Genomic DNA, 23,624 nt, shown 5'->3' on the forward strand with positions numbered 1-23,624 from the left:
GACTTGATCATCAATGGATGAGTCCCACTCATCGGAACACGAGCGAGGTCTCGGTGATGGGTCGTTCGGTGCAGATCCTGCGAGCCTTCCTCCAGCCGGCAACACGGATGACCGTCGAGGAGCTCACCCGACGCACCGAACTGCCGAAGACCACGGTGCACCGGTTGGTCGCTGAGCTGGTGCGTCTGGGGCTGGTCGAGCGAACGGCGAACGGCTTGCAGTTGGGCACCTTCGTGTTCGAACTCGGGCAGGCGGCGCCGCGCGCGCGGACGCTTCGTGACGCGGCGAGGCCGACCCTGACCGACCTGAGCCGGGCCACCAACCTCAACGTCGGGCTTGCCGTGCTGGACGGTCCGGAGGTCGTCTATCTGGACACCTATTGCGGGCGGGACGCACCCCGGCTGCCGCAGCGCAGCGGGACGCGCTGGCCCGCGCACTCGAGTTGCTCGGGGAAGGCGATCCTGGCCTTCTCGCCCGCCGAGATTGTCGAGCGCACGCTCGGTGAGCCGTTGCGCCGATTGACCCCGGCCACCATCACCGAGCCGGATGCACTCCGGACGGAGCTGGCGGAGATTCGCAAGCGCGGTGTCGCGTTCGACCGGCGGGAATCGTTCAACACGGTCGCTGCCGTCGCCGTGCCGATCTTCGATGCCGACGACGTGATCGCGGCGGTTTCCATCTCCGGCGTGGCCGGCCGCATCAGCCTGCCCCGATTCGACATGGCGGCCAGGGCGGCGGCCATCACCATCGCGCGGGCACTGCATAACCCGCGGGCCCGGGGGGCGCGCTAGGCGTGAGGCCGGCGACGGCGTACCAGTCCGAGTACGCCGACGACGATGGCCCAGACGAGCCAGGGATTCACCATCAGCCGTTCGACCCCGCCGCGACCGAGGCCAAGATCGGTGCCGAAGACGGTCTGGGCCAGCACCGCGAACAGGCCCACCGCGGCGGCCACGAAGGAACCGGCCGCCAGCAGCGGCCCGCGGCGGGCGACGATGCCCACGCACAGCACGGTCAGATTGCCGCCCAGGATGGCCAGCATCGCCCCGGTCCCGTGCAGGAGGGGATCGCTTCCGAGGTCCTCGACGACCGATCCCGGGAAGATCCCGACCATCGCCATCCCGATTGCCGTGATCGACCCGAGGATGATCACCAGCCAACGCCCGCGGCTCCGCAGCCGGGGACCCAGCGTGGCCACCGCGACCGCGACCAGCACGGCCTGGAACAGGAACGACGCGTTCATCAGCGCGTGCAACGGCGAGCACACCGCACGGTCGGCGAATGTCGCACACCGGGGGGCGCCGAGATCGGAGATGTAGTTGTTGACGTAGCTGTACGCCGGATCGATCCATGCTCCGGCGACGATGGCCTCGATGACGAAGTACTGGATCGTGATCGTCAGCGCGGTCAGGCCGACGACGCGGAGTCGGCCGCCGCGCCGGGTGCGGTCAGTGCTGATCGCGGTCGCCACCGGGCAGCTCCCCTCGCCGGTCCCGCTCGCGGTCTCGGGGCCGGCGGTCGCCATGGTTCAGTCCGAACGCGGCCGCGATCGCGCCGCTGCCAAAGATCGGGATCAGGATCGGCCACCAGACGCCGAACGCGATCATCGCGATGATCGCGGCTGGCCAGAGCAGCGCGACGATGACCTGGCCGACCCGCTTGAGGGTGTCGTCGCGCGGAGCGGGCACCGGCGGCTGGGCCGGCGCGGAGGGGACGACCTGTTGGTCGGGGCGGGCACCGGGCAGATCGGCGAACAGCGGATCCAGATCGCCCATCGTCCTGGCCGACAGAGCCCGGGACATCCGATCGTCGAACTCGGCCGAATCGATCCGCCCCGCCGACATGTGTTCGGTGAGCAACCGGACCGCCTCGTCGCGCTCGGAGTCTCCGATCCGCTTCGCCGGGAGCCGCGCCGGGTCCGTCATTGCCATCTCCGTTCTCGGGCGCGCACCCTCTCGCGTCCGCGCGCCAACTACAGTAGCCCCGGACCAGACGAGGAGAAGGGACACCCGTGGCCCGCGTGGTACAGAAGTTCGGCGGCTCATCCGTGGCCGACGCGGCAAGCATCAAGCGCGTCGCGAAGCGGGTGGTTGCCACCAAACAGGCGGGCAACGACGTCGTGGTGGTGATCTCGGCGATGGGCGACACCACCGACGAACTGCTCGACCTGGCCAATGAGGTCTCCCCGCAGCCGCCGGAGCGCGAGCTGGACATGTTGCTCACCGCCGGCGAGCGGATGAGCGCGGCGCTGCTGGCGATGGCGATCCACGACCAGGGCCTGCGGGCGCGGTCGTTCACCGGCTCCCAGGCCGGGGTGATCACCACGGGCGTGCACGGCAACGCGCGGATCCTGAAGATCACGCCGGGGCGGATCGAGTCCGCGGTGGGCGAGGGCGACATCGTGATCGTCGCCGGCTTCCAGGGGGTCAGCCAGGACACCAAGGACGTGACCACGATCGGCCGCGGCGGTTCCGACACCACCGCCGTCGCGCTGGCGGCCGCGCTCGGTGCGGACGTCTGCGAGATCTACACCGATGTCGACGGGGTCTTCACCGCCGATCCGCGCATCGCGCCGGCCGCCCGGCGGATCCCGAGGATCAGCTACGAGGAAATGCTCGAGATGGCCGCCTGCGGCGCGAAGATCCTGCATCTGCGCTGTGTGGAGTACGCCCGACGCGAGAACGTGCCCGTGCACGTCCGCTCCTCCTTCAACAATCTCGACGGCACCTGGGTGACCGAACCCGACGAAGGGACCAATCCCGTGGAACAGGCGATCATCTCCGGCATTGCCCACGACCGGAACGAGGCGAAGATCACCATCGTCGGCGTACCCGACCGGATCGGCGAGGCGTCGAAGATCTTCTCGGCGGTCGCCGAGGCCGAGATCAATATCGACATGATCGTGCAGAACGTCTCGGAGGTGAACACCTCCCGGACCGACATCTCCTTCACCCTGCCGACCGCGGACGGGAAGAAGGGCGTCGATGCCCTGAACGCGATCAAGGACGATGTGGGCTTCGAGAACGTGCTCTACGACGACCAGATCGGCAAGGTTTCCGTGGTCGGCGTCGGGATGCGCTCGCATCCGGGGGTGACCGCGAAGTTCTTCACCGCGCTCGCCGAGGCGGGCGTCAACATCGGAATGATCTCCACCTCGGAGATCCGGATCTCGGTGGTGGTCGACGAGGCCGAGGTCGATCAGGCGGTACGTGCCGCGCACACCGCCTTCGGGCTGGACAGCGACCAGGAGGCCACGGTCTACGCCGGCACCGGGCGGTGACCCGCGCGCGGCCTAGCCTGCGCGGGTGACGAATGTTCTGTCGGCCGTGTTGTTCCGGCTGCCCGAGGTCATCGTGCTGGTCGTGGGGCTGGTGCTGATCGGTACCCGGGCGACGGGCCCGCGCCGCAGCCTTGGTCTGATCGGCTGCGCCTCGCTACTGGTTTCCACTGTCCTGGGCACGGCATATGCGTACCTGCTGCCGTATGTGGTCACGACGCTGGATCTGCCCCTGGCGAGCCCGGTCGTGTCGCTGCTGGCGCTGCCCGGGGTGGTGACCGGCGTGGTCGGGGTGGCCCTGCTGATCGCCGCCGTCTGCGTACGGGCACCGCAGCAGATCCCGGCGGGCCCGCCGCCCGCCCGCGCGCGCTGATCCCGCGGCTGCCGGTTCGGCTCGCGGATGGAGGTGACAGGTCCCTCGCGCTGCCGTCGGTTGGAGCCGCGCCGCGTCAGTCGGCCAGCTCGGGTTCGGTCTTGGCGCGAATCTCGTCGGCGGTCACACCTGGGGCCAGCTCGACCAGCTTCAGCCCGGCCTCCGTGACGTCGATCACCCCGAGGTCGGTGATGATCCGCTGCACGACGCCCCTGCCGGTATAGGGCAGCGAGCACTCGTTGACGATCTTGAACGATCCGTCCTTCGCGACGTGTTCCATCAGCACGATCACCCGCTTGGCGCCGTGCACGAGATCCATCGCGCCGCCCATCCCCTTGACCATCTTGCCGGGGATCATCCAGTTGGCGATGTCGCCATCCTTGGACACCTGCATCGCCCCGAGGATCGCCGCATCGATCTTGCCGCCGCGGATCATCCCGAACGAGGTCGCCGAGTCGAAGGTCGACGCGCCCCGGCGCAGGGTGACGGTCTCCTTGCCGGCGTTGATCAGGTCGGGGTCCTCCTCGCCTTCATAGGGGTACGCCCCGACGCCGAGCAGCCCGTTCTCGGACTGCAGCACCAGCTCGGTCTCGTCATCGACATAGTTCGGCACCAGCGTCGGCAGCCCGATGCCGAGGTTCACATAGGATCCGTCGGTCAGCTCCCGGGCCGCCCGGGCGGCCATCTCCTCGCGTGTCCACGGCATCAGACGTCGCCCTCCTTCTCGATCTTGTCGCCGGGGTCGCCGCCGCGCGGGCGTACCGTCCTCTTCTCGATCGGCTTGTCCGCGGCCTGTTCCGGGGTCAGCGCGACCACGCGCTGGACAAAGACGCCCGGGGTATGGATCGAGTCGGGATCAAGATCACCGGGCTCGACCAACTCCTCGACCTCGGCGATGGTGACCCGCCCGGCCATCGCGGCGAGCGGATTGAAGTTGCGCGAGGACTCCCGATAGATCAGGTTCCCGTGCCGGTCGCCCTTCCATGCCCGGACCAGGCCGAAGTCCGGCGTGAGAGCAGTTTCGAGCACGAACTCCTGTTCGTTGCCGTCGGCATTGGTGAAGGTACGCGTCTCCTTCGGCGGCGACGCCTTGATCACGTTCCCCTCGGCGTCGTAGCGCCACGGCAGCCCGCCCTCGGCCACCTGCGTACCCGTTCCGGTCGCGGTGTAGAACGCGGGAATCCCGGAACCGCCGGCCCGCAGCCGCTCGGCCAGGGTGCCCTGCGGGGTGAGCTCGAGCTCGAGCTCACCGGAGAGGTACTGCCGCGCGAACTCCTTGTTCTCGCCGACATAGGAGGCGACCACCCGCGCGACGCGCTTGTCCATCAGCAGCCGGCCGAGTCCGAGCTGGTCGACGCCGCAGTTGTTCGACATCACTTCAAGATCGGTGACGCCGGCGTCGTGCAGCGCCTGGATCAATACCTCCGGCACGCCGCTGAGTCCGAACCCACCGACCGCCAGCGATGCCTTGTCCCCGATGTCTGCGACGGCCTCCGCCGCGGACGAGACCACCTTGTCCATGCACTCCTCCTACGTCCCCGGTGATCCTAGCCGCCGGGACGCGGTGGTCCGGTTGCCGGGTCAGGCGCCCACCGTGAGCCCGCCGTGTTTGCGCGCCAGCGCGGCCAGCTTGGCGGGCTTGTTGGTGATGATGCCGTCGACGCGGGCGTCGATCAGACGGCGCATGTCGGTGGTGCCGTTCACCGTCCAGACGTTGATCGACAAGCCGCACTCGTGGGCGGCGTCGACCAGCGCCCGGTCGGTGGCACCGAGCCGGGGGTTGAGCTGGTCGGCCCACTCGGAGATCGCGCGCACCTGACGTGAGCTGGGGCGGGCGAGGCAGAGCGCGCCGAGCGGTACGCCGTCGCCGAGGGGCGCGTAGGCGTGGCGCAGCCAGTCATGATCGAAGGACTGGACCACGAGGCGGCCGTCGTGCAGCGCGCGGCGGGCCCACTGGCTGGCCCGCAGGGTCTCGGCAAGATCGTTCTCGATGCCGGGCTTGCGGTCGGGATGCTTGACCTCGATCAACATTCCGGCGCGGGTGCCGATCGCGTCGATCCACTCCCGCAGGGTGGGTACGCGCTGCCCGGCGAACTCGGCGCCGAACCAGGCGCCGGCGTCGAGTCGGCGTACCTGATCAAGCGTGAGATCGGCCACGTTCCACGGTTTGCGGCGAGGGAAGACCGAGCCGGCGTCGGTGGTGCGGGCGAGCGTCGCATCGTGCAGGACCACGAGCTCGCCGTCGGCGGTGCGTTGCACATCGCATTCGACCACGGCGGAGCCGTCGTCGATGGCGCGCTCGACCGCGGCAAGGGTGTTCTCGGGGGCGTCGGCGGAGGCGCCGCGGTGCGCGATGACGCGGGTGGTGGTTGAGGTCCAGGGGTGGGCAGGAGTGGAACCGGTTGCGGTCACGGTGATCCCAGCTCTCGGGGTCGGTGGACAGTCCCGAAGCTAGGGATGGGCGGTCAACAAACGGTTAACAACACGCGAACGGGTGCTGAGGGTCCGGCGCCGAGCAGGTGCCGATCATGATCAAAAAGTCGGGGTGACAGGATTTGAACCTGCGACCTCTTCGTCCCGAACGAAGCACGCTACCAAGCTGCGCCACACCCCGTGTGCCCAAGCGGGCACCGGGAGAGTGTAGCCCACCCGCGGCGCGGTCAGCCAATCGTTCGGTGGGGCAGCAGGGTCAGCGGGGCAGCAGGGTGAGCAGGGTGGCCTCGGGCGGGCAGGCGAACCGGTAGGGCGCGAATGGCGACATGCCGAGGCCCGCGGAGACGTGCAGGAGCGAGGTCCAGCCATCGGCCGAGTGGGTCGACAGGCCCTTCACCCGGGCCCGGTCGATGTCGCAATTGGTGATGACGGCGCCGAAACCGGGTACGCAGACCTGGCCCCCGTGCGTGTGCCCGCTGAGGATCAGGTCGACGTGGTCGCGCGCCATCTCGTCGAGGATCCGGCGATAGGGCGCGTGCGCGAGGCCGATGCTCAGGGCGGCGGGGTCCGCCGGACCCGCCACCGCCGCGTAGTCATCGAGCTCGATGTGCGGATCGTCGACGCCGCGGAGCGCGAGGCGTACCCCCTTCACCTCCAGCTCACCGCGGGCATTGGTCAGGTCGACCCAGCCCGCGTCCCGGAAGGCGTCGCGCATCGGGCGCCAGGGGAGGTGCCGTTCGGGCGAGACCGGCTTCTGCGGGTGGGTGGCGCTGGAGCCGCCGAGATAGCGCAGCGGATTCTTGGCGACCGGGGCGAGGTAGTCGTTGGAACCGAACACGAACGCGCCCGGCCGGCCCAACAGCCCGGCGTACGCCTCGAGCACGCGTTCTGGGAACGGGCCCGACAGGTTGTCGCCGGTGTTGATCACCAGATCCGGATCCAGCTCGGCGAGCCCGGCGACCCAGTCGATCTTGTGCCGCTGGCCCGCCGCAAGGTGCAGGTCGGACACGTGCAGCAGCCGCAATGACGGCGAGCCGGGCGGCAGGCACCGGGCGGTCGCCTCGCGCAGCCGGAACGCCCGGGACTCGATGAATGCGCCGTAGGCAAGACAGGCACCGCCGGCCCCGAGAACGAGGCCGGCGGTGGTCAGGACGTTGCTCCGGGCGCGGGGCAGCTCAGCCACCGCCCGAATCGCTCGGGGTCTGCGGCTTGTCCGCGGGCTTCTCGTCCTTCTTCTCCGGCTTCTTGTCGTCCTTCTTCTCCGGCTCCTTCTTCGGCGCCGGGGCCGGGGCGGGTTTCGGCCGCGGCCCCTTCGAATACATCAGGTAGATCGTCTGGCCCGCCTTCGCGCTGCCATTGGCCGAGGTCCCGAGGTAGCTGCCGGACGGCTGGCTGGAGTACACGCTCTGCCGCGCCACGTTGAAGCCTGCGCCCTCCAGGGTCTCCCGCGCCTGCGAGGCGCTCATCCCGCTGGTGGACGGGACGTCGACATTCTTGCCCTGGGTGAACTTCGACGACGCCTGCTTGAATCCGGTACGCGGCTTGCCCTCGAGCGCCTTCTCCATCGCCGGTGCGTAGATGCCGCGGCCGGCGTCGCCACCGCCCGAACCGGCGAGGTAGGTGCCGCTCTCCGGCAGGCGCATCCCCTTGAGGCTCTTACGGCGGTTGTCCCAGTAGTCGTTCGTCTTGTCGACGGCGATCATCGCCGCACCGGCGACCTCCGGGGTGTAGCCCGCGAACCACACCGCGCTGTTGGAGTCGATGGTGCCCGTCTTGCCCGCCTGCGGGTAGCCCCCGGGGATCCTGGCCGGCGCGCCGGTGCCGTTCATCACGCCGCGCAGCAGCTCGGTCGTGGCGTCGGCGACTCCCTGGTCCATGACCTGCTTGCAGTCGGCGCTCGGCACCTTGACGTCCTTGCCGTTGGAGTCCTTCATCGCCTTGATGATGATCGGCTTGCAGTGCTTGCCGCGCGCGGCGAAGGTCGCGTACGCCTCCGCGACGGACAGCGGTGTGACATCGGCGATACCCAGGGTCAACGACGTGTAGTTGTCGTAGCCCATCGGATCCTTCTCGTTGGCGGTCGGCCCAGGATCAACGAGCGTGCCGCCCTGGGAGAGCTGCAGGCCCGCCTTGTCGGCCATCTGCGCCACTCGGCAGTTGCCTGCGGCGAGCTGCAACTGGACGAAGTAGGTGTTCACCGAGTACGCCGTCGCCTGGCGCATGTTGAAGGTGCCGCTGCGGGTCGAGTTCTTCGGGTCGTACTGATTGGACTTCACCGGTCCGTTGCAGGTTTGCATTGTGCGTCCCTTGAACTCCATTCCGGAAGGTGACGCGTATGTCTGCGAGAGCGGGATGCCCTTCTCGATCGCCGCGGCGGCGGTGAAGGCCTTGAAGGTGGAGCCCATCTGGTAGCCCTCGGCGCCGCCCATCTCGCGCGACACGGCGTAGTTGTAGAACGTCTGGCCGGGTTTGTTGCCCATCTCCGGGCGGCTCTGGGCCATCGCGATGATCAGGCCGGTGCCGGGCTGGATCTGGCTCATCACGCCCAGGGCCGGGTCCTTCGGGGAGATCATGTCGGCGACGGCCTTCTCCGCGGCGTCCTGGGCCTTGGGGTCGATCTCGGTCTGGATCTCCAGCCCGCCGCGCAGCAGCAGGTTCTCCCGATCCTCCGGGGTCTCGCCGTACATCGGGTTGGTGGTGATCGTCTTCTTGACGTAGTCGCAGAGGAAGGGATAGCGCGAGTTGGCGCAGTTGTTGGTCGGCCGCTCGATCTTCTTCGGGTCGAACTTCTCTTCCTTGGCCTTCGCCGCCTCGTCGCGGGTGACGAGCTGCAGCTCGGCCATCCGGTTCAGCACCACATTGCGGCGCTCCAGGGCGGCGTCGGGGTTGTCCGCCGGGTCGGTCCGGGTCGGGTTCTGCACCAGGCCGGCCAGGAAGGCCGACTCGGCCAGATCGAGATCCTTCGCCGACTTGTCGAAGTAGACCTGCGCGGCGGCCTCGACGCCGTAGACCGACGGACCGTACATCGCGATGTTCAGGTATCGCTCGATGATGTCGTCCTTGCTGAGCTGCTTCTCCAGCGCGATCGCGTAGCGCAACTCCTGGATCTTGCGCTGGATCGTGCTCTCCTGCGCCCGAGCGATCCCGGCCTGGTCGTTGTTGCGCTTGGCGATGTCGATCTGCGCCATCTTCACGTACTGCTGGGTGATCGACGAGCCGCCCTGGGTGTCGCCGCCGCCGACATTGGTGACCAGGGCGCGCAGCGTACCGGTCAGGTCGAGCGGTCCGTGCTCGTAGAAGCGGTGATCCTCGATCGCGAGCTGCGCCGAGACCATCGTCGGCGAGATGTCGTCGAGCGGCTTGTAGATCCGGTAGTCCTCGTAGAAGTTGGTCAACAGCTTGCCGTCGGCCATGTAGACCGAGGTCCGCTGGGACTGCGGCGGGATCACCAGATCCTCCGGCAGGTCCTCCACGGTGGAGGCGCCGGCCTTCGCGCCGGCGGTCGCCAGCGCGGCATAGGGCACCATCAGGCCAGCGACGAGGATGCCGCAGATCACGCTGACGACACCGAACATGGCCAAGGAGTACAGCAGCGTCGCGCCGCGCTCGGAGCTGTTGGGCATGGCGACAGGGTACGCGACGGCCCGGGCAATCCGAACTTCTCGCGGGTCACGTACCGCAGAAGTCGGAGGTTACAGGTTCGTGAACGAACCGCTAAGTTGGTCGCCAGCGTCCTAGAGTCTGGCCCTCACCCAGGGCCCGGCGATGGGGGCGGAACCCAATGAAGTGTGCTGCCGAACCGCAAGGGGGAGCCAATGGCCCAGCTTGTCGCCGAGTGGACCCTGCAGGCCAAGTGTGCCGGGTCGAAGGACGCCCTGTTCGTCGAGGGCGCCAGGCAACGCGACGCGCGCCAGGTCTGTGCCGGTTGTGACGTCCGCCGGGAGTGCCTCGCCGAGGCCCTGGACAACCGGATCGAATGGGGAATCTGGGGCGGGATGACCGAGCGGGAGCGCCGGCATCTGCTGCGCTCGCGTACCGATGTCGAATCCTGGAAGGCGATGCTCGCGGGGGATTGACCTGCCGGCCAGCGGTCGACTGCTCTCAACCTGTCAGATCGGGCCAGCTGCGGCGCAGCTCGGTGGCAAACCCGCGCAGTCCGATCCGTTCGAAGTGCTCAATCAGTTCCAGCAGCGTCAGGCGCGGCCGCGCGGTAGCCGCGGACTGTCGCTGCAGCGACCGGCGGACGAGTTGCGGATAGAGCTCCAGTTGATCCAGCAGGAACGCATCTGGGTGAACCGCGACAAGGTCGTGGGGCGCGAGGGAGTCGTCAGGAAAGTCGCCGGTGTTGAAGGTGACGATCACCTGGCAGTCGGAGTGGACTGCAGCGGCCAGAACATGCCTGTCCTTGGGGTCGTTGGTCATCCCATCGACCAAGCTTTCGTAGCCGGTGACCATTGCTTCGGGGAAGGCGGCCTCCATCGCGAGTGCGCGCTTGGCTGCATTCTCCCGGGGCAGGCGCTTGCCCAGGTTTCGAACCAACTCGGCCATGACATCGGCCGACCAGTGTGGTCGGATCACGTCGACTTCCGCCAACCTCATGAGGGTGTCGGCAAGCGAGACCGGGTCGATGACGTTCGTGTCGAGGAAGACAGGCAAACGCACAACTCACCGCATCTTGGGTGGGGGGCCGTCGAGCAGCTCGTAGAGGTCATCGTCCTCTGCGTCTCGTGCCATCTGGTCCAGGTTCTCGGATCGTCTGGTGCGCAACTGCTCGGCGTACTCGATCAAGTCGTCGATGCGCACGTATCGATGGCGACCGGGCTTGATGAACGGGATGGCTCCCGACTCGAGGAGCTTCACCAGGGTGGGGCGTGAGATGCCGAGGTAGTTGGCCGCCTCCTGGGTGGTGAGCTGGGCGTTCAGGGGCGCCACATGGATGGCGAGACCGCGCTTCATTGCCTCATAGACCTGCGCCAGCACCTCGAAGGCTTCCGGGGGCAGCGGAATCAGCTCATTGTGGGGGCCGATCAGCGCGGGCCGATCGGCACTGGCCTCGGTCAGCGCCTCGAGTTGTGCGGCGAACTTCTCGATGGCGGATTCCGACTCGGGGGAGGGGACATAGGTCTTGGGGCCGCGGACGGTTGTGGAGCGTCGTGGGGTAGGAGTGCCCATGCACCGAGTGCAATCGAAAAAATCGAAATCAGGGTCAACCGGCCCATTCGGCGAAGCGGATCGCGCGCAGGTCGTCGGTGCTGGTCACGTCGCTGCCCTGGTCGGGCACATAGGCCATCGGTACGCCGGCGGCGACGGCCCGGAACCGGTCCAGCAGGCGGCGCTCGGTGTCGATCTCGGTCATCCGGGCGGCGTGCCGGCGCAGCGCATGGATCTGCGCCTGGTGGGTCGCCGGATCGAGATCCTCGGCGATCGCCTCGGCCCGCCCGGCCGACAGATCGAGTTCGGAGGAGTGCACTCGATTGATCACCACCCCGGCGAGTGGCATCCGTTCCTCGCGCAGACGTTCGACGAAATAGGTCGCCTCGCGCAGCGCGTCGCGGGTCGGGCTGGCCACCACCAGGAACGACGTCTGCGGCCCGGCCAGGGCCGCGCGGGTACGCCGGGCGCGCTCGCCGAACCCGCCGAACAGCGTCTCGAAGGCCGCCACGAAGGTCTGCACGTCGGCCAACACCTGCGCGCCGAGGATCTTGGACAGCGCGTTCGTGACCATGCTCATCCCGACGCCCATCAGCCGGAACGGGCCCTTGGCCGGCGCCAGCAGCAGCTTCAGGATCCGCCCGTCGAGCAGCCGGCTCAGGTGTTCCGGCGCGTCGAGGAAGTCCAGGGCGGAACGTGCCGGTGGCGTGTCGACGACGATCAGGTCCCAGCGACCGCCGGAGCGGGCCTCGGCATGCAACTGGCCGAGCTTCTCCATGGCCATGTACTCCTGCGTACCCGAGAAGCTCGTCGACAGCGCCTCGTAGAACGGATTCGCCAGGATCTGTTGGGCCTTCTCCGGCGTGGAGTGGGCGAGCACCACCTCGTCGAAGGTGCGCTTCATGTCGAGCATCATCGCGTCCAGCGAACCGCCCGCGCTCGTGTCGATCCCGGTCACCGGGCGCGGGGTGTTGTCCAGCTCGCCGAGCCCCAACGACTGCGCCAGCCGGCGCGCCGGGTCGATGGTCAGGCAGACCACCCGGCGGCCCCGCTCGGCGGCCCGCAATGCGAGCGCAGCCGAGGTCGTCGTCTTGCCGACGCCGCCGGAGCCGCAACAGATCAGCACCTCGATGCCGCGGTCGGCGATCACCGCGTCCAGGTCGAGCCGATCGGGAGGGTTCATGCCGCTGCTCCCAGCTTCTCGCGCAGCCGGTCGGCGATGGTGATCACCGCGCCGCGGTCGATGCCACCCGGAATCGTCGGCACGGTGACCAACGGCAGGCCGAGGGAGAGCAGCCGCTCGTAGCGCTCCCGCTCGTCAATGATCAACCCGGCGTCCTCGGCGAACTCGGCCCGCAGTGCCGTGTCCTGCGCTTCGCTCAGCCCGGGCACGGCCAGATCGAGCGTTCCGGCGGCCGCCGCGGCAAGATCATCGTCGCTCATCGGAGTGGCCCGGATCCGGTTGCCGATCACCGACCCGACCCGGATCCCGGTCGGGGCAAGATCATCGACCGCCTCGATCGTCTCCGTCACCGGCATGTCCTCCAGCAGCGTCACCAGATGCACCACCGTCGCCGGGGAGCGCATCAACGACACGATCGAGTCGGCCTGGTTGCGGATCGGGCCGACCTTGGCCAGCCCGGAGATCGCCGAGTGCACATTGAGGAAGGACCCGATCCGGCCCGTCGGCGGTGCGTCCAGCACGACGGCGTCGTAGCTGTTCGGGCGCCCGCGCGCGCGACGGCGTACCGCCTCGTAGACCTTGCCGGTCAGCAACACGTCCCGCAGTCCCGGCGCGATCGAGGTGGCGAAGTCGAACAGCCCGAACCGATCCATCGCCCGCGCGGCGATCCCGAGCCGGTAGAACGTCGCCAGGTACTCCGCCAGCGCGTCCTCGGCATCCACGTTCAGCCCGAACACCTCGCCGCCGTCCGGCAACAGCGCCAGCCGCGGTTCCTCGCTCGCCTTCAACGGCGGTACGCCGAACGCCTCGGCCAGCCCCTGGCGGCCCTCCACCTCACACACCAGCACCCGCCGACCGCCCGCCGCCAGCGCGCAGGCCAGCCCCGCCGCGACGGTCGTCTTGCCGGTCCCGCCCTTGCCGCTGATCACGTGCAACGCGGGCGCGAGCAGCGGCGGGAGGCTCATGGGCCACAACGCTACCGGGCGCGCGCGGGGTCTAGGGTGACGCCATGACCAAGTGGGAGTACGCAACCGTGCCCGTCCTGGTGCACGCCACCAAGCAGATTCTGGACAACTGGGGTGCCGACGGCTGGGAACTGGTGCAGGTCGTGCCCGGCCCCAATCCCGAGAACCTGGTCGCCTACTTCAAGCGGCCGCTCGGCTGAGGGCGGAACATCATGGGTACGCCCGCGCAACGCCTCGCCGAGCTGGGCATCGAGCTGCCGCCGGTGGTCGCCCCGATTGCCGCCTACACGCCCGCCGTGGTGGTGGGCAATCAGCTCTACACCTCCGGTCAGGTGCCGATGGTCGACGGAGCGCTCGCCGCGACCGGGAAGCTCGGCGCCGGGATCGGCGTCGAGCAGGGTCAACGGCTGGCCCGGATCTGCGCGCTCAACGCCCTGGCGGCTCTCGCCGAGGCCGCCGGCGGGATCGACAATGTCGCCCGGATCTTCAAGCTCACGGTCTTCGTGGCCAGCGACCCGTCCTTCGGCGACCAGGCAAAGGTGGGCAACGGTGCGAGCGAACTGGTCGGCGAGGTGTTCGGCGAGCAGGGTCGGCACGCCCGCAGCGCCGTCGGCGTCACCGTGCTCCCGCTGGATGCGCCGGTCGAGGTCGAGATGATCGGACTGCTCGCCTGAGCGGTGCTGGCGATGGCGTCCTCGCGTGATGTGTTGAGCCGGCTGCGGCGAACGCGGCTGCCGGCAGAACCGGTGCTGCCGGATCCCGCCGCGCGCGCCGACCCGTCGGCCAGCGTCTTGCTGGTGCGGCCCGGGGAGGCTGACGGGCTGGAGGTGTGGTTGATGCGTCGGCACGCCCGGATGGCCTTCGCGGCCGGCATGGCCGTCTTCCCCGGCGGCCGGCAAGAGCCGGCCGATGTCGCCGGGCCGGACCCGCTGCGCGCCTGCGCGGTCCGCGAGCTGGCCGAGGAGACGACAGTGGAGGTGGCGCCGGGCGACCTGTTCCCGTGGGCGCGTTGGATCACCCCGCGTACCGAGCCGCGTCGCTATGACACCTGGTTCTATCTGGCGGTGCTGCCGCCGGGCGCCCGGGCCGAGGACGTGTCGGGGGAGGCCGACGCGGCATTCTGGTGCCGACCCGCCGATGCGCTGGCCCGCGCCGACGCCGGCGAGCTGGCGCTGATGCCGCCGACCCGGGCGTCGCTGCTGGAGCTGGCCGATCATCACGACCTGGCATCCCTGCTGGCGGCCGCCCGCACGCGCGTGGTGGAGCCGGTACGCCCGGAGGTGGTCCGCGACGGCGACGGGTGGCTGTTGGCGTACCCGACACCGGATGATCATGACGAGGAGTTGCGATGATCGATCGCGTGCTCGCTCCGAATCCGGGGCCGATGACGCTCGACGGCACGAACACCTGGCTGCTCGGCGATCCCGCCGGACCGCGGGTGGTGGTCGATCCGGGCCCCGACGACGACGCGCATCTGGACGCGATCGCCTCGGCCGCCCCCGGCGGGATCGCCGAGATCTGGCTGACCCACCATCACCATGATCATCTGGATGCGGTGCCGGAGTTCGCCGACCTGACGGGCGCGCTGGTCCGCTCCTGGTGGGATCCGGACCGGTTGGGGGTGGTCCTGGACCGCTGGGAGAGGCTCGCCGACGGGCAGCGGCTCGCCGCCAGCGGCCTCGCCGTCACCGTGCTGCACATCCCGGGCCACACCTCGGACTCGGTCGGCTTCCTGGTCGCGGGCGAGGAGCCGGTGCTGCTCACCGGCGACATGGTGCTCGGCCGCGGCACGACCGTGATCATGCACCCGGACGGTGACCTTGGCGCCTACCTCGCCTCGCTCGCCCGGATGCGCGCCGCCGTCGATGATCATGCGATCCGGTCGCTGCTGCCCGGGCACGGGCCGGTCGTGGACGAACCCGCCGGCGTGCTTGATCATTACCGGCGACACCGCGAACAGCGGCTCGACCAGGTACGCACCGCGCTCGCCGGCGGTGCGGAGACGGCCGAGCAGGTCGTCGACACCGTCTACGCCGACACCGACCCGGCCGTCCGCGAGGCGGCGCTGTCGTCGGTGCGGGCGCAGTTGGCGTACCTGCGCGAGATCAGTTGATCTTGCGCAGATCGGTGATCGTGGTGACCACCGGCAGGTGGTCCGACGCCGGGGTGTCGATCACCGTGGAGTCGGTGAAGGAGCGCGGGCCGCGGGTCAGCACATAGTCGATGCGCCGGTTCGGGGCATCGGCGGGGTAGGTGAACGCATCGGTTCCCGCGAAGACATCGCGGAACGCGTCGTCGGTCAGCATCCGGATCTCCGGCGCCTCGGGGACGGCGTTCAGGTCGCCGACCAGGATGGCCGGACGCTGCGTACCGGCGGTCAGCTCGAGGATCTCCCTGACCTGGGAGGCTCGCTGCTCCGAGCGTTGGTGATCAAGGTGGGTGTTGTAGAAGTCGATCTTCACGCCGCGCACGTTGATCCGCGTGGCCAGCAGGCCGCGCTGCTCGGTCGGCCGCTCCGGATACGGGATCGAGGTGAGCGCGTGATTGGTCGCCGACTGGATCGGGTAGCGGCTGAGCACCGCGGTGCCGTACTGGCGACGCTCGGTGCGGCCCGGTTCGGGATCCCGATCGAGATTGGCGCCGTAGGCGTAGTGCAGGCCGAGCCGGCGCGCCAGCCATTGCGCCTGGTCGACGTAGTCGGAGCGGGCGCTCCAGTGCCGGTCGACCTCCTGCAGGCCGATCACGTCCGCGCCCGAGGTCTCGATCACCCGCGCCGTCCGCTCCAGGTCGAGCCGGCCGTCGTCGCCGATCCCGGCGTGCATGTTGTAGCTCATCACCCGCAGCTCGCGCGCCGGCGGGGCGGCGATCGCGGAGGTGGGGGCGATGCCGGCGGTGGTGAACAGTGCGAGCATCAGGCCGATGACGATCCGGCCGATGCCGCGGAGGTCCGGGGCTGCTGACATGACGGGGCTCCTCGCGACGGCGGGTGGGGCGCCAGCCTTTCGGGCCGAGGTTACGAACGCGGTGCCTGCGGGTGAACCCTGTTCGACCGGTTCAGCGGACGCGGCCGTGCAGACGCTCGCGGTCCAGGATGACCACCGAGCGGGGCTCGAGCCGCAACCAGCCCCGCGCGGCGAAGTCCGCCAGGGCCTTGTTGACGGTCTCGCGGGAGGCGCCGACGAGCTGGGCCAGCTCCTCCTGGGTCAGGCCGTGGTGCACGACGATCTCGGTGTCGCGCTCCTCGCCGAACCGGTCGGCGAGGTCCAGTAGCTGCTTGGCGACGCGGCCGGGAACATCGGAGAAGACGAGATCGGAGACGACATCGTTCGCGCGGCGCAACCGGGCGGCGAGCTGGCCGAGCAGGGCGCGCGACACCTCGGGGCGCCCGGTCAGCCAGGTGATCAGCTCGTCATGCTCGAGGACGCGTACCTCCGAGTCCACCACCGCGCTCGCGGTGGTGGACCGGGGACCGGGATCGAATGCCGACAGCTCGCCGAACATCTGTCCGGGCGCCAGCACGGCCAGCAGATTCTCCCGGCCGCTGCTGCCCTGCCGGCCGAGCTTGAGCTTGCCCGAGACCAATACATAGAGCTGGTCGCCCGGCACGCCCTCGTGGAAGAGCACCTCCCCGCGGGCCAGCCGGACCGTCGTCATGGCGGCCGCCAGCGCGTCCACGGCCTCGTCATCGAGCCCCTTGAACAAGGGCGCCTGCCGCAAGACCTCCGGCTCCACCGACGTCCTCCTTGATCGTTGGCCCGGGACGCCTGCCGCCCGGGCAGCGCCAGCGTACCCGTTGGAGGCGGTACGCCGGGAGAGAGCGAGGTGGGTGTCGGTGCGCGGGGCTAGGGTGGCCGACGTGCCGACCATCGACCGTGCCGCCGCGCCGAGGCCCGACGTGGCGCTGGTCCGCCGCGCGCGGAAGATGAACCGGATCCTGGGCGACCTGTATCCCGACGCGCATGCCGAGCTCGACTTCGGCAATGCGTTCGAGTTGCTGGTGGCCACGATCTTGTCGGCGCAGTCGACCGACAAGCGGGTCAACCTGGTCACCCCGACGGTCTTCGCCCGCTTCCCGGATGCCGCGGCGATGGCGACCGCGGACCCGGCCGAGCTGGAGGAGCTGGTCAAGCCGACCGGATTCTTCCGCAACAAGACCTCGGCGCTGATCCGGATGAGCCGCGCGCTCGTCGACGACTTCGGCGGCGAGGTGCCCGGTACGCTCGACGCCCTCGTCACCCTGCCCGGCGTCGGGCGCAAGACCGCCAATGTGGTGCTCGGCAATGCCTTCGGCGTGCCCGGGATCACCGTCGACACCCACTTCGCGCGGCTGGTCCGGCGGTTCGGCTGGACCTCGGCGACCGATCCCGATCGGGTCGAGGCCGAGGTCGGCGCACTGTTCCCGCGCAAGGACTGGACCCAGCTCTCCCACAACGTGATCTGGCACGGTCGGCGCCGCTGCCACGCCCGCCGCCCGGCCTGCGGTGCCTGTCCGCTGGCCGGGCTGTGTCCCTCCTACGGTGAGGGGCCGACCGACCCGGCGGTCGCGGCGAAGCTGGTCCGGGAGCCGCGCGGATGAGCCGCCGGGTCCTGCTGCTGGCGCTCGGGCCGGTGCTCGTGCTGGTGGTGATCGCCGGCGTCGCGATCGCCATCGCGCGCTCCGAGCCGCCGGGCGCCCCGACCGGCGAGGCGACCGCACCGGCCCCCGCACCCGTTGATCTGGTCGCGGCGCGCCGCGACGCCGGGATCGCGGAATGCCCGACGACCGATCCCGGGGCCAGCGCCCGTCCCGACGGGCTGCCCGATGTCACCTTGCCGTGCATCGACGGGACGGGGGAGGTGCGCCTGTCCGCCCTGCGCGGCAAGCCGATGATCGTCAACCTGTGGGCGACCTGGTGCGGCCCGTGCCGCGAGGAGGCGCCGCACCTCGCGGCGTTCGCCACCGTGGCCGGGGACGAGGTCCAGCTCATCGGTATCGATGTCGACGATCCTGATCCGGCGGGCGCGATCCGTTTCGCCCGGGCGAGCCAGTGGACCTGGCCGCAGCTCGCCGACCGCCGTGGCGCGCTGCGTGGCGATCTCGGGCAGGCGATCCCACAGACGCTCTTCGTCACCGGCGATGGCCGGGTGGTCCACCGCAAGCTCGGCGCGTTCGCCTCGCTGGACGAGTTGCGGGCCCTGAGCGCCGAGTATCTCGGGGTGCGCTGATGCCGGACCCCCTCGGGCGGCTGGCCGCCGGGCTCGGCGCCGCGACGCCCGGCGAGGCGCTGGCCCGGCTGCGCCGACACCCGGCGGTGGACGGTCGCGCGGCGGCGGTGCTCGCCCTGTTCACCGACGATCCGGATCCGCTGATCGTGCTTGCCGAGCGTGCCGCCACGATGCGCAGCCATGCCGGTCAGGTCGCCTTCCCCGGCGGTGCGGCGGAGGCAGGCGATGCCGGCCCGGTCGCCACCGCGCTGCGCGAGTCCCGCGAGGAGGTCGCGCTGCGGCCCGAGACCGTCGAGGTGATCGGCGAGTTGCCCGCGGTGCACGTGGCCGTCAGTGGCTTCGACGTGACGACGATCGTCGGGCGGTGGGCGGCGCCGCACCCGCTGCGGGCCGCGGATCCGGCCGAGGTGGCGAGCGTGCACCGCGTACCGGTATCCGTGCTCACCGATCCGGCGACCCGCTGCACCGCCGTCCACCCGCGCGGTTTCCGCGGGCCCGCCTTCGTCTTCGACTCCGACGGCCAGGAGCTGTTCGTCTGGGGCCTGACCGCCGCGATTCTGGACGGGCTGCTCGCCCTGGGCGGCTGGGCGCGCCCATGGGAGGTGGCGCGCGAGCTGCCGGTGCCCGGCGCGCGCGGCTGACCGGAGTTTCCCAGCCGTCGCCGCGGGGTGATAGGGATGGAGCGGTACGCCGGAGCGGTACGCCGGAGCGGCGCTGGACCCGGAGCGGCGCTGGACAAGGAGCACGATGACGACCCGACTGGACGGGCGGAGCCGGACCGCGGCCCTGCAGGAGCTGCGCGCCGCCGAACCGCTCGATGTCCTGGTGATCGGCGGCGGGGTGACCGGTGCCGGCACGGCGCTCGATGCGGCGACGCGCGGGCTGCGGACCGGCATCATCGAGATGCAGGACTGGGCATCGGGCACCTCCTCGCGGTCGAGCAAGCTAGTGCACGGTGGGCTGCGCTATCTGTACAACCTCGACTTCGCGCTCGTGGCGGAGGCGCTGCGCGAGCGGGGATTGCTGCTGGAGACGATCGCGCCGCACCTGGTCAAGGCGCAGCCGTTCCTGTGGCCGCTGAAGACGCCGGTGATCGAACGGTCCTACAGCGCGGTCGGCGTCGGGCTGTACGACACGTTGTCCATCCTGACCAACCAGGGCGTCACCGTTCCGGTGCAGAAGCACTACTCGAAGACCGATGCGCTGCGCGTGTTCCCCGACATCAAAGATGATCAGATCGTCGGGGCGATCGGGTTCTTCGACGCCCGGGTGGACGATGCGCGGCTGGTGATCGACCTGGTCCGTACCGCTGCCCATCACGGCGCGCTGGCCGCCAGCCGGGTGCAGGCGACGGGCATGATCAAGGACTCCGACGGGCGCGTGATCGGCGTCGATGCGGTCGACCTGGAATCCGGCGAGGCGCTGCGGATCCCCGCCCGGCGGGTGATCAACGCGACCGGCGTGTGGACCGAGGACTCCGAGGCGATGTCGGATGTGCCCCAGACGCTGAAGGTCCTTGCCTCCAAGGGAATCCACCTGATCTTCGACCGGTCGCGGATCAACGGCAGCACCGGGCTGTTCCTGCGTACCGAGAAGTCGGTGCTGTTCATCATTCCCTGGCAGCGTTACTGGATCATCGGCACCACCGACACGCCGTGGGCGCAGGAGCGACTGCATCCGGTGCCGACCAGCGAGGACATCGACTATGTGCTGGAACACGCCAATGCGGTGCTCGACTCCGATCTGACCCGCGACGACATCATCGGCACCTACGCCGGTCTGCGCCCGCTGCTGCAGCCCGTTGATCATGAGCGTTCCTCGACGAAGGTGTCGCGCGAGCACACCGTCGCCGAGCTCGCGCCGGGCCTGGTCGCCATCGCCGGTGGGAAGCTGACGACCTACCGCAAGATGGCGCAGGACGTGGTCGACTTCGCGCTGGGCGAGGAGGAGGCCGAGCGGCTGCCGTCGGTCACCGACAAGACACCGCTGCTCGGGGCCATCGACCTCACCTCGGTGACCCGCCGGATGCCGCATCTGAGCCGCCCGTTCGGTTGGAGCGCCGGCCGCCAGGAACACCTGCTGGACCGCTACGGCGACGAGGTGGTCGAGCTGATCGAGTTGATCAAGGAGGATCCGTCACTGGCCCGACCGCTGCGGTCGGCGCCTGCCTACCTCGGCGCGGAGGTGGTCTTCGCGGTCACCCACGAGGGGGCCCTGCACCTGGAGGACATCCTCACCCACCGGGTACGCCTGGACTACGAAACCCCCGACCGGGGCGTCGGCGCCCTGCCCGAGATCGCCGGGCTGGTCGCGCCGCGACTGGGCTGGGATGCCGACCGGGTCGCCGCGGAGATCGCCAACTACACGGCATCGGCACAGGCGACCCTGGCGGCCCAGCGGACCACAGATGACGCCGACGCCGCACGGGTCCGGGAGAATGCGCCGGATCTGGTGCCGCTCGCCGTGCCGGAGTAGCATCACCTCCAGGGGCCGGTTGTTGATCAATCGAGCATGGAGGTCGGGATGTCACAGGAAACGTTCGGACTCGCAGACATCGGCGCCGAGGTCGCGCGCCGGGTGCGTAGCTTCTTCCTGATCAGTTCCGTGATCGGACTGGTGCTGGGCATTGTGTTGTTGATCTGGCCGGACAAGACGTTGCAGGTCGCCGCAACGGTGCTCACGGTGGTCCTGAGCATTTTCTTCATCGTGCTCGGCATCGCCCGGCTCGCCGTCGGGGTGATCGGCGGGCCGATCAGCGGTTGGATGCGTGTGTTCTTCGTCCTGATCGGCATCTTGTTGATCATCTGCGGTGCGATCGGTCTGCGAAACCTGTCGGCCACCGAGGTGGTCTACACGCTGTTCGCGATCACGCTGGTCGCGGTCGGCTGGATCATCGAGGGCATCGTCAGCCTGGTCGAGGCCCGGCGCACCCCCGCGACCGGATGGTCGATCTTCTACGGGATCATCTCGATCGCGGGCGGCGTCAGCTTGCTGATGTTCCCGCTGGAGGGCGCCGTCACGCTGATCTGGGTGAGCGGCATCTTCCTGGTCGCCGGGGGCATCGTCGGGATCATCCGCGCCGTCCAGCTCGGCAAGGTCGACGGCGGGCGGCCCGTCACCTCGGATCAGCGGTAGCCGTAGGTCTCCGGGTCGTCACTGAAGTTCTTTGCGGCGAGCTCGTGGGTCCTGGCGTTCGCCACGCCGCGCGAGATCGCCTGCTGGACCGACTCGGTGGCCCGCGTCATGGCGGCCACGGTCTTCTCCGGCCCCTTGATCTTCTTCACCTGACCGAAGTAGCCGGCCGCGCCGAGGATGCCGGCGATCACCAGCAGCAGGACGCCCATGATCGCGAAACCCGCAGCGATCACCAGGAACCGCGCGCCGAACAGTCGGGCGATGGCGAAGGCTCCCGCCACGAAGAGCAGGGTGAGCGCATTCAGCGCGAAGAACGCCGCGGCCCCGAACAGCCCGGCGGCGACGCCCGCGTGCTTGGCCGCCGGCTTCATCTCCGCCTGGCCGAGCGCGAGGACATCGTTCAGCAGCGTCCGGATCAGGGTGACGATATTGGTGACCAGCGCGCCGATCCCGCGCGGGCGGCCGAGGGTGGCGGCATCCGGCCCGTCCGCATCGGCCCAGGCGCCGGGCGCATCGGTGCGCGTGGTGTCGGGATCACTCATCGACTGCTCCTCCGGTTGGCATGGCGTGCGTTGCATACCGAGCCTAGTGCCCGTCGTCGCGATGGCGTACCAGCACGGCCCGGAGGGTACGCGGAATGCCTCAATCGTCGGTGAGTTCGCCGTCCCTGGCGCGGCGCCGGACGAGGATCCGCAGGAAGACAGCCGCCACCACGGCGGCCGTCGCCGACGCGAACAGCACCGATGCCTTCGCCTCGTCCACGAGCACGGGTTCGCCGGCAAAGGTCAGCTCACTGATGAAGATCGCCACCGTGAATCCGACGCCGGCGAGCACGGAGGCAGCGAGCACCTCCGACCAGCGCAGATCCGGCGCCAGGGACGCATTGGTTAATCGGGTGGTCAGGTACGCCCCGCCGAAGACGCCGATCACCTTGCCGACGATCAGGCCGGCGGCAATGCCCAGTGCCATCGGCCGGGTCACCATGTCGGCGAGCAGCTCCGGCGGCAGCAACACACCCGCCGAGAACAGCGCGAAGATCGGCACGGCGAAGCCCGCGCTGATCGGGTGCCAGAAGTGCTGCCAGCGATCGACCGGATCGTGCGGGTCGTCGGGCGTGGAGCGCGAGAGCATGCCGAGCGCGACCCCGGCGATCGTGGCGTGCACGCCCGAGGCGTACATGCAGTACCAGGTGATGATCGCGAGCGGCACGTAGAGGTACCAGCCCGTGATGTGCTTGCGCTGCAGCAGCCACCAGAGCAGCAGGCAGACCCCGGCGCCGGCCAGCCAGAGCAGGTTCAGGTCGCTGGTGAAGACGACGGCGATCACGATGATCGCACCGAGGTCGTCGACGATGGCCAGGGTCAGCAAGAAGGCGCGCAGGCTGTTCGGCAGACGCGAGCCCACCGCGGCCAGGATGGCCATCGCGAAGGCGATGTCGGTCGCCATCGGGATGGCCCAGCCGCGCGGGTCGCCCCCGGGGGCCGTGGAGTTGATCGCCAGGTAGATCAGCGCGGGGACGATCATGCCGCAGACCGCGGCAACGATCGGCACCAGCGCCTGGGCGGGTTTGGCCAGCGACCCGGAGGTGAGCTCGCGCTTCAGCTCCAGCCCGGCGACGAAGAAGAAGATCGTCAGCAGGCCCGAGGAGGCCCAGTGCGCGATGTCCATCGGGCCGAGGTAGGTGCTGCGCAGGCCCTCGTAGATCTCCGTGCCGAAGTTGGCCCAGATCAGCGCCACGACCGTGGCAGCGAGCATCAGCGCGCCGCCCGTGGTCTCGTGGCGCAGGATGTCGGATACGGCCCTGGTGTCCTCATTGTCGCTGGAGCGAAACAGCACAATCGGTCGGCGCGGCTTGTCGGTCATGTTCACCTCGGCTCAAGAACTTCGGAGCTGCGCGCGCGG

General features: G+C 69.5%; 28 protein-coding genes and 1 tRNA gene. 13 read left to right on the forward strand and 16 right to left on the reverse strand.

Annotation, left to right across the window (positions count from 1 at the left end; all coding sequences use genetic code 11):
- Window positions 1-56: 56 nt before the first annotated feature.
- Window positions 57-791: an IclR family transcriptional regulator gene (locus GGQ54_RS09550; RefSeq protein WP_281370104.1), complete on the forward strand. Its 735-nt coding sequence runs from the start codon at window positions 57-59 to the stop codon at window positions 789-791.
- Here the strand turns inward: GGQ54_RS09550 and GGQ54_RS09555 are convergent.
- A complete protein-coding gene (locus GGQ54_RS09555; RefSeq protein WP_179445173.1) occupies window positions 788-1,471 on the reverse strand; it encodes a DUF998 domain-containing protein in 684 nt (227 codons plus the stop codon). The two genes, GGQ54_RS09550 and GGQ54_RS09555, sit on opposite strands and share 4 nt — an antisense overlap.
- Entirely contained in the window at window positions 1,449-1,925 is a 477-nt protein-coding gene (locus tag GGQ54_RS09560) for a DUF1707 SHOCT-like domain-containing protein (RefSeq protein WP_179445174.1), read from the reverse strand. The genes GGQ54_RS09555 and GGQ54_RS09560 overlap by 23 nt, the downstream gene beginning before the upstream one ends.
- An 86-nt stretch (window positions 1,926-2,011) precedes the next feature.
- On the opposite strand from GGQ54_RS09560, the gene GGQ54_RS09565 reads away from it, so the two are divergent.
- Together GGQ54_RS09565 and GGQ54_RS09570 are read left to right on the forward strand one after the other, a co-directional pair.
- Window positions 2,012-3,280: an aspartate kinase gene (locus tag GGQ54_RS09565; protein ID WP_179445175.1), complete on the forward strand. Its 1,269-nt coding sequence runs from the start codon at window positions 2,012-2,014 to the stop codon at window positions 3,278-3,280.
- Window positions 3,281-3,305: 25 nt separating this feature from the next.
- On the forward strand, window positions 3,306-3,650 hold the full coding sequence (locus GGQ54_RS09570) for a hypothetical protein (protein WP_179445176.1): 345 nt from the start codon (window positions 3,306-3,308) through the stop codon (window positions 3,648-3,650).
- Between the two features lie 76 nt (window positions 3,651-3,726).
- Here GGQ54_RS09570 and GGQ54_RS09575 read toward each other — a convergent pair whose 3' ends face one another.
- The 6 genes from GGQ54_RS09575 to GGQ54_RS09600 form a co-directional block, all read right to left on the reverse strand.
- Complete coding sequence (locus GGQ54_RS09575; protein ID WP_179445177.1) at window positions 3,727-4,356, reverse strand: CoA transferase subunit B; 630 nt, start codon at window positions 4,354-4,356, stop codon at window positions 3,727-3,729.
- Window positions 4,356-5,171, reverse strand: a complete 816-nt coding sequence (locus tag GGQ54_RS09580) for a CoA transferase subunit A (RefSeq protein WP_179445178.1) — start codon at window positions 5,169-5,171, stop codon at window positions 4,356-4,358. Before GGQ54_RS09580 ends, GGQ54_RS09575 begins: the two co-directional genes overlap by 1 nt.
- 60 nt (window positions 5,172-5,231) lie before the next feature.
- Entirely contained in the window at window positions 5,232-6,062 is an 831-nt protein-coding gene (locus GGQ54_RS09585; protein ID WP_179445179.1) for a glycerophosphodiester phosphodiesterase family protein, read from the reverse strand.
- 128 nt (window positions 6,063-6,190) lie between these two features.
- Window positions 6,191-6,264 (reverse strand) — tRNA-Pro (locus tag GGQ54_RS09590).
- Between the two features lie 75 nt (window positions 6,265-6,339).
- Window positions 6,340-7,266, reverse strand: a complete 927-nt coding sequence (locus tag GGQ54_RS09595; RefSeq protein ID WP_343045918.1) for a metallophosphoesterase — start codon at window positions 7,264-7,266, stop codon at window positions 6,340-6,342.
- The gene (locus GGQ54_RS09600; RefSeq protein ID WP_179445180.1) at window positions 7,259-9,706 is read right to left on the reverse strand and encodes a transglycosylase domain-containing protein; all 2,448 of its coding nucleotides are present in this window, start codon (window positions 9,704-9,706) and stop codon (window positions 7,259-7,261) included. The genes GGQ54_RS09595 and GGQ54_RS09600 overlap by 8 nt, the downstream gene beginning before the upstream one ends.
- 192 nt (window positions 9,707-9,898) lie before the next feature.
- On the opposite strand from GGQ54_RS09600, the gene GGQ54_RS09605 reads away from it, so the two are divergent.
- A complete protein-coding gene (locus GGQ54_RS09605; protein WP_179445181.1) occupies window positions 9,899-10,159 on the forward strand; it encodes a WhiB family transcriptional regulator in 261 nt (86 codons plus the stop codon).
- A gap of 25 nt (window positions 10,160-10,184) precedes the next feature.
- Here GGQ54_RS09605 and GGQ54_RS09610 read toward each other — a convergent pair whose 3' ends face one another.
- The 4 genes from GGQ54_RS09610 to bagA are packed head-to-tail and all read right to left on the reverse strand — an operon-like array spanning window position 10,185 to window position 13,382.
- The gene (locus GGQ54_RS09610; RefSeq protein ID WP_179445182.1) at window positions 10,185-10,745 is read right to left on the reverse strand and encodes a VapC50 family PIN domain-containing toxin; all 561 of its coding nucleotides are present in this window, start codon (window positions 10,743-10,745) and stop codon (window positions 10,185-10,187) included.
- Between the two features lie 3 nt (window positions 10,746-10,748).
- Window positions 10,749-11,255, reverse strand: a complete 507-nt coding sequence (locus tag GGQ54_RS09615) for a helix-turn-helix domain-containing protein (RefSeq protein ID WP_179445183.1) — start codon at window positions 11,253-11,255, stop codon at window positions 10,749-10,751.
- 34 nt (window positions 11,256-11,289) lie between these two features.
- On the reverse strand, window positions 11,290-12,417 hold the full coding sequence (locus GGQ54_RS09620; protein ID WP_179445184.1) for an ArsA family ATPase: 1,128 nt from the start codon (window positions 12,415-12,417) through the stop codon (window positions 11,290-11,292).
- Window positions 12,414-13,382, reverse strand: coding sequence for an ATPase BagA (gene bagA, locus GGQ54_RS09625; protein WP_179445185.1), 969 nt, complete (start codon window positions 13,380-13,382; stop codon window positions 12,414-12,416). Before bagA ends, GGQ54_RS09620 begins: the two co-directional genes overlap by 4 nt.
- Window positions 13,383-13,426: 44 nt before the next feature.
- On the opposite strand from bagA, the gene sp36 reads away from it, so the two are divergent.
- From sp36 to GGQ54_RS09645, 4 genes are read left to right on the forward strand one after another with little or no spacing between them, the layout of a single operon-like run.
- Complete coding sequence (sp36, locus tag GGQ54_RS09630) at window positions 13,427-13,582, forward strand: Sp36 family protein (protein ID WP_179445186.1); 156 nt, start codon at window positions 13,427-13,429, stop codon at window positions 13,580-13,582.
- Between the two features lie 12 nt (window positions 13,583-13,594).
- The gene (locus tag GGQ54_RS09635) at window positions 13,595-14,056 is read left to right on the forward strand and encodes a RidA family protein (protein ID WP_179445187.1); all 462 of its coding nucleotides are present in this window, start codon (window positions 13,595-13,597) and stop codon (window positions 14,054-14,056) included.
- Window positions 14,057-14,068: 12 nt separating this feature from the next.
- Window positions 14,069-14,734, forward strand: a complete 666-nt coding sequence (locus GGQ54_RS09640) for an NUDIX hydrolase (protein ID WP_179445188.1) — start codon at window positions 14,069-14,071, stop codon at window positions 14,732-14,734.
- Window positions 14,731-15,495: an MBL fold metallo-hydrolase gene (locus GGQ54_RS09645; protein WP_179445189.1), complete on the forward strand. Its 765-nt coding sequence runs from the start codon at window positions 14,731-14,733 to the stop codon at window positions 15,493-15,495. Before GGQ54_RS09640 ends, GGQ54_RS09645 begins: the two co-directional genes overlap by 4 nt.
- Here GGQ54_RS09645 and GGQ54_RS09650 read toward each other — a convergent pair.
- Together GGQ54_RS09650 and GGQ54_RS09655 are read right to left on the reverse strand one after the other, a co-directional pair.
- Window positions 15,488-16,345 (reverse strand): endonuclease/exonuclease/phosphatase family protein, encoded by an 858-nt coding sequence (locus GGQ54_RS09650; RefSeq protein ID WP_179445190.1) that lies wholly within the window; start codon window positions 16,343-16,345, stop codon window positions 15,488-15,490. The genes GGQ54_RS09645 and GGQ54_RS09650 overlap by 8 nt on opposite strands.
- A 91-nt stretch (window positions 16,346-16,436) precedes the next feature.
- Complete coding sequence (locus tag GGQ54_RS09655) at window positions 16,437-17,114, reverse strand: Crp/Fnr family transcriptional regulator (RefSeq protein WP_343045919.1); 678 nt, start codon at window positions 17,112-17,114, stop codon at window positions 16,437-16,439.
- Between the two features lie 190 nt (window positions 17,115-17,304).
- Between GGQ54_RS09655 and nth the strand changes: the two genes are divergently transcribed.
- The 5 genes from nth (at window position 17,305) to GGQ54_RS09680 (ending at window position 21,722) form a co-directional block, all read left to right on the forward strand.
- Window positions 17,305-17,958, forward strand: a complete 654-nt coding sequence (gene nth, locus GGQ54_RS09660; protein WP_218844106.1) for an endonuclease III — start codon at window positions 17,305-17,307, stop codon at window positions 17,956-17,958.
- The gene (locus GGQ54_RS09665; RefSeq protein ID WP_179445192.1) at window positions 17,955-18,587 is read left to right on the forward strand and encodes a TlpA family protein disulfide reductase; all 633 of its coding nucleotides are present in this window, start codon (window positions 17,955-17,957) and stop codon (window positions 18,585-18,587) included. The genes nth and GGQ54_RS09665 overlap by 4 nt, the downstream gene beginning before the upstream one ends.
- A complete protein-coding gene (locus GGQ54_RS09670) occupies window positions 18,587-19,228 on the forward strand; it encodes an NUDIX hydrolase (RefSeq protein ID WP_179445193.1) in 642 nt (213 codons plus the stop codon). Before GGQ54_RS09665 ends, GGQ54_RS09670 begins: the two co-directional genes overlap by 1 nt.
- Before the next feature lie 106 nt (window positions 19,229-19,334).
- The gene (locus GGQ54_RS09675; protein WP_179445194.1) at window positions 19,335-21,062 is read left to right on the forward strand and encodes a glycerol-3-phosphate dehydrogenase/oxidase; all 1,728 of its coding nucleotides are present in this window, start codon (window positions 19,335-19,337) and stop codon (window positions 21,060-21,062) included.
- Between the two features lie 48 nt (window positions 21,063-21,110).
- Window positions 21,111-21,722, forward strand: coding sequence for an HdeD family acid-resistance protein (locus GGQ54_RS09680; RefSeq protein WP_179445195.1), 612 nt, complete (start codon window positions 21,111-21,113; stop codon window positions 21,720-21,722).
- Here the strand turns inward: GGQ54_RS09680 and GGQ54_RS09685 are convergent.
- Together GGQ54_RS09685 and nhaA are read right to left on the reverse strand one after the other, a co-directional pair.
- The gene (locus tag GGQ54_RS09685; RefSeq protein ID WP_179445196.1) at window positions 21,713-22,264 is read right to left on the reverse strand and encodes a phage holin family protein; all 552 of its coding nucleotides are present in this window, start codon (window positions 22,262-22,264) and stop codon (window positions 21,713-21,715) included. The genes GGQ54_RS09680 and GGQ54_RS09685 overlap by 10 nt on opposite strands.
- A 100-nt stretch (window positions 22,265-22,364) precedes the next feature.
- Window positions 22,365-23,585: a Na+/H+ antiporter NhaA gene (gene nhaA, locus GGQ54_RS09690; protein ID WP_179445197.1), complete on the reverse strand. Its 1,221-nt coding sequence runs from the start codon at window positions 23,583-23,585 to the stop codon at window positions 22,365-22,367.
- Window positions 23,586-23,624 lie beyond the last annotated feature (39 nt).

The organism is Naumannella cuiyingiana, from assembly GCF_013408305.1.
GTDB lineage: Bacteria > Actinomycetota > Actinomycetes > Propionibacteriales > Propionibacteriaceae > Naumannella > Naumannella cuiyingiana.

Bases quoted from the DNA above. Each gene is read 5' to 3' on its own strand.
- GGQ54_RS09550 (WP_281370104.1), top strand. From the start codon at position 57: ATGGGTCGTTCGGTGCAGATCCTGCGAGCCTTCCTCCAGCCGGCAACA.
- GGQ54_RS09560 (WP_179445174.1), bottom strand. From the start codon at position 1,925: ATGACGGACCCGGCGCGGCTCCCGGCGAAGCGGATCGGAGACTCCGAG.
- GGQ54_RS09575 (WP_179445177.1), bottom strand. From the start codon at position 4,356: ATGCCGTGGACACGCGAGGAGATGGCCGCCCGGGCGGCCCGGGAGCTG.
- GGQ54_RS09580 (WP_179445178.1), bottom strand. From the start codon at position 5,171: ATGGACAAGGTGGTCTCGTCCGCGGCGGAGGCCGTCGCAGACATCGGG.
- GGQ54_RS09600 (WP_179445180.1), bottom strand. From the start codon at position 9,706: ATGCCCAACAGCTCCGAGCGCGGCGCGACGCTGCTGTACTCCTTGGCC.
- GGQ54_RS09605 (WP_179445181.1), top strand. From the start codon at position 9,899: ATGGCCCAGCTTGTCGCCGAGTGGACCCTGCAGGCCAAGTGTGCCGGG.
- GGQ54_RS09615 (WP_179445183.1), bottom strand. From the start codon at position 11,255: ATGGGCACTCCTACCCCACGACGCTCCACAACCGTCCGCGGCCCCAAG.
- GGQ54_RS09620 (WP_179445184.1), bottom strand. From the start codon at position 12,417: ATGAACCCTCCCGATCGGCTCGACCTGGACGCGGTGATCGCCGACCGC.
- bagA (WP_179445185.1), bottom strand. From the start codon at position 13,382: ATGAGCCTCCCGCCGCTGCTCGCGCCCGCGTTGCACGTGATCAGCGGC.
- sp36 (WP_179445186.1), top strand. From the start codon at position 13,427: ATGACCAAGTGGGAGTACGCAACCGTGCCCGTCCTGGTGCACGCCACC.
- GGQ54_RS09635 (WP_179445187.1), top strand. From the start codon at position 13,595: ATGGGTACGCCCGCGCAACGCCTCGCCGAGCTGGGCATCGAGCTGCCG.
- GGQ54_RS09640 (WP_179445188.1), top strand. From the start codon at position 14,069: ATGGCGTCCTCGCGTGATGTGTTGAGCCGGCTGCGGCGAACGCGGCTG.
- GGQ54_RS09645 (WP_179445189.1), top strand. From the start codon at position 14,731: ATGATCGATCGCGTGCTCGCTCCGAATCCGGGGCCGATGACGCTCGAC.
- GGQ54_RS09650 (WP_179445190.1), bottom strand. From the start codon at position 16,345: ATGTCAGCAGCCCCGGACCTCCGCGGCATCGGCCGGATCGTCATCGGC.
- nth (WP_218844106.1), top strand. From the start codon at position 17,305: ATGAACCGGATCCTGGGCGACCTGTATCCCGACGCGCATGCCGAGCTC.
- GGQ54_RS09665 (WP_179445192.1), top strand. From the start codon at position 17,955: ATGAGCCGCCGGGTCCTGCTGCTGGCGCTCGGGCCGGTGCTCGTGCTG.
- GGQ54_RS09670 (WP_179445193.1), top strand. From the start codon at position 18,587: ATGCCGGACCCCCTCGGGCGGCTGGCCGCCGGGCTCGGCGCCGCGACG.
- GGQ54_RS09675 (WP_179445194.1), top strand. From the start codon at position 19,335: ATGACGACCCGACTGGACGGGCGGAGCCGGACCGCGGCCCTGCAGGAG.
- GGQ54_RS09680 (WP_179445195.1), top strand. From the start codon at position 21,111: ATGTCACAGGAAACGTTCGGACTCGCAGACATCGGCGCCGAGGTCGCG.
- GGQ54_RS09685 (WP_179445196.1), bottom strand. From the start codon at position 22,264: ATGAGTGATCCCGACACCACGCGCACCGATGCGCCCGGCGCCTGGGCC.
- nhaA (WP_179445197.1), bottom strand. From the start codon at position 23,585: ATGACCGACAAGCCGCGCCGACCGATTGTGCTGTTTCGCTCCAGCGAC.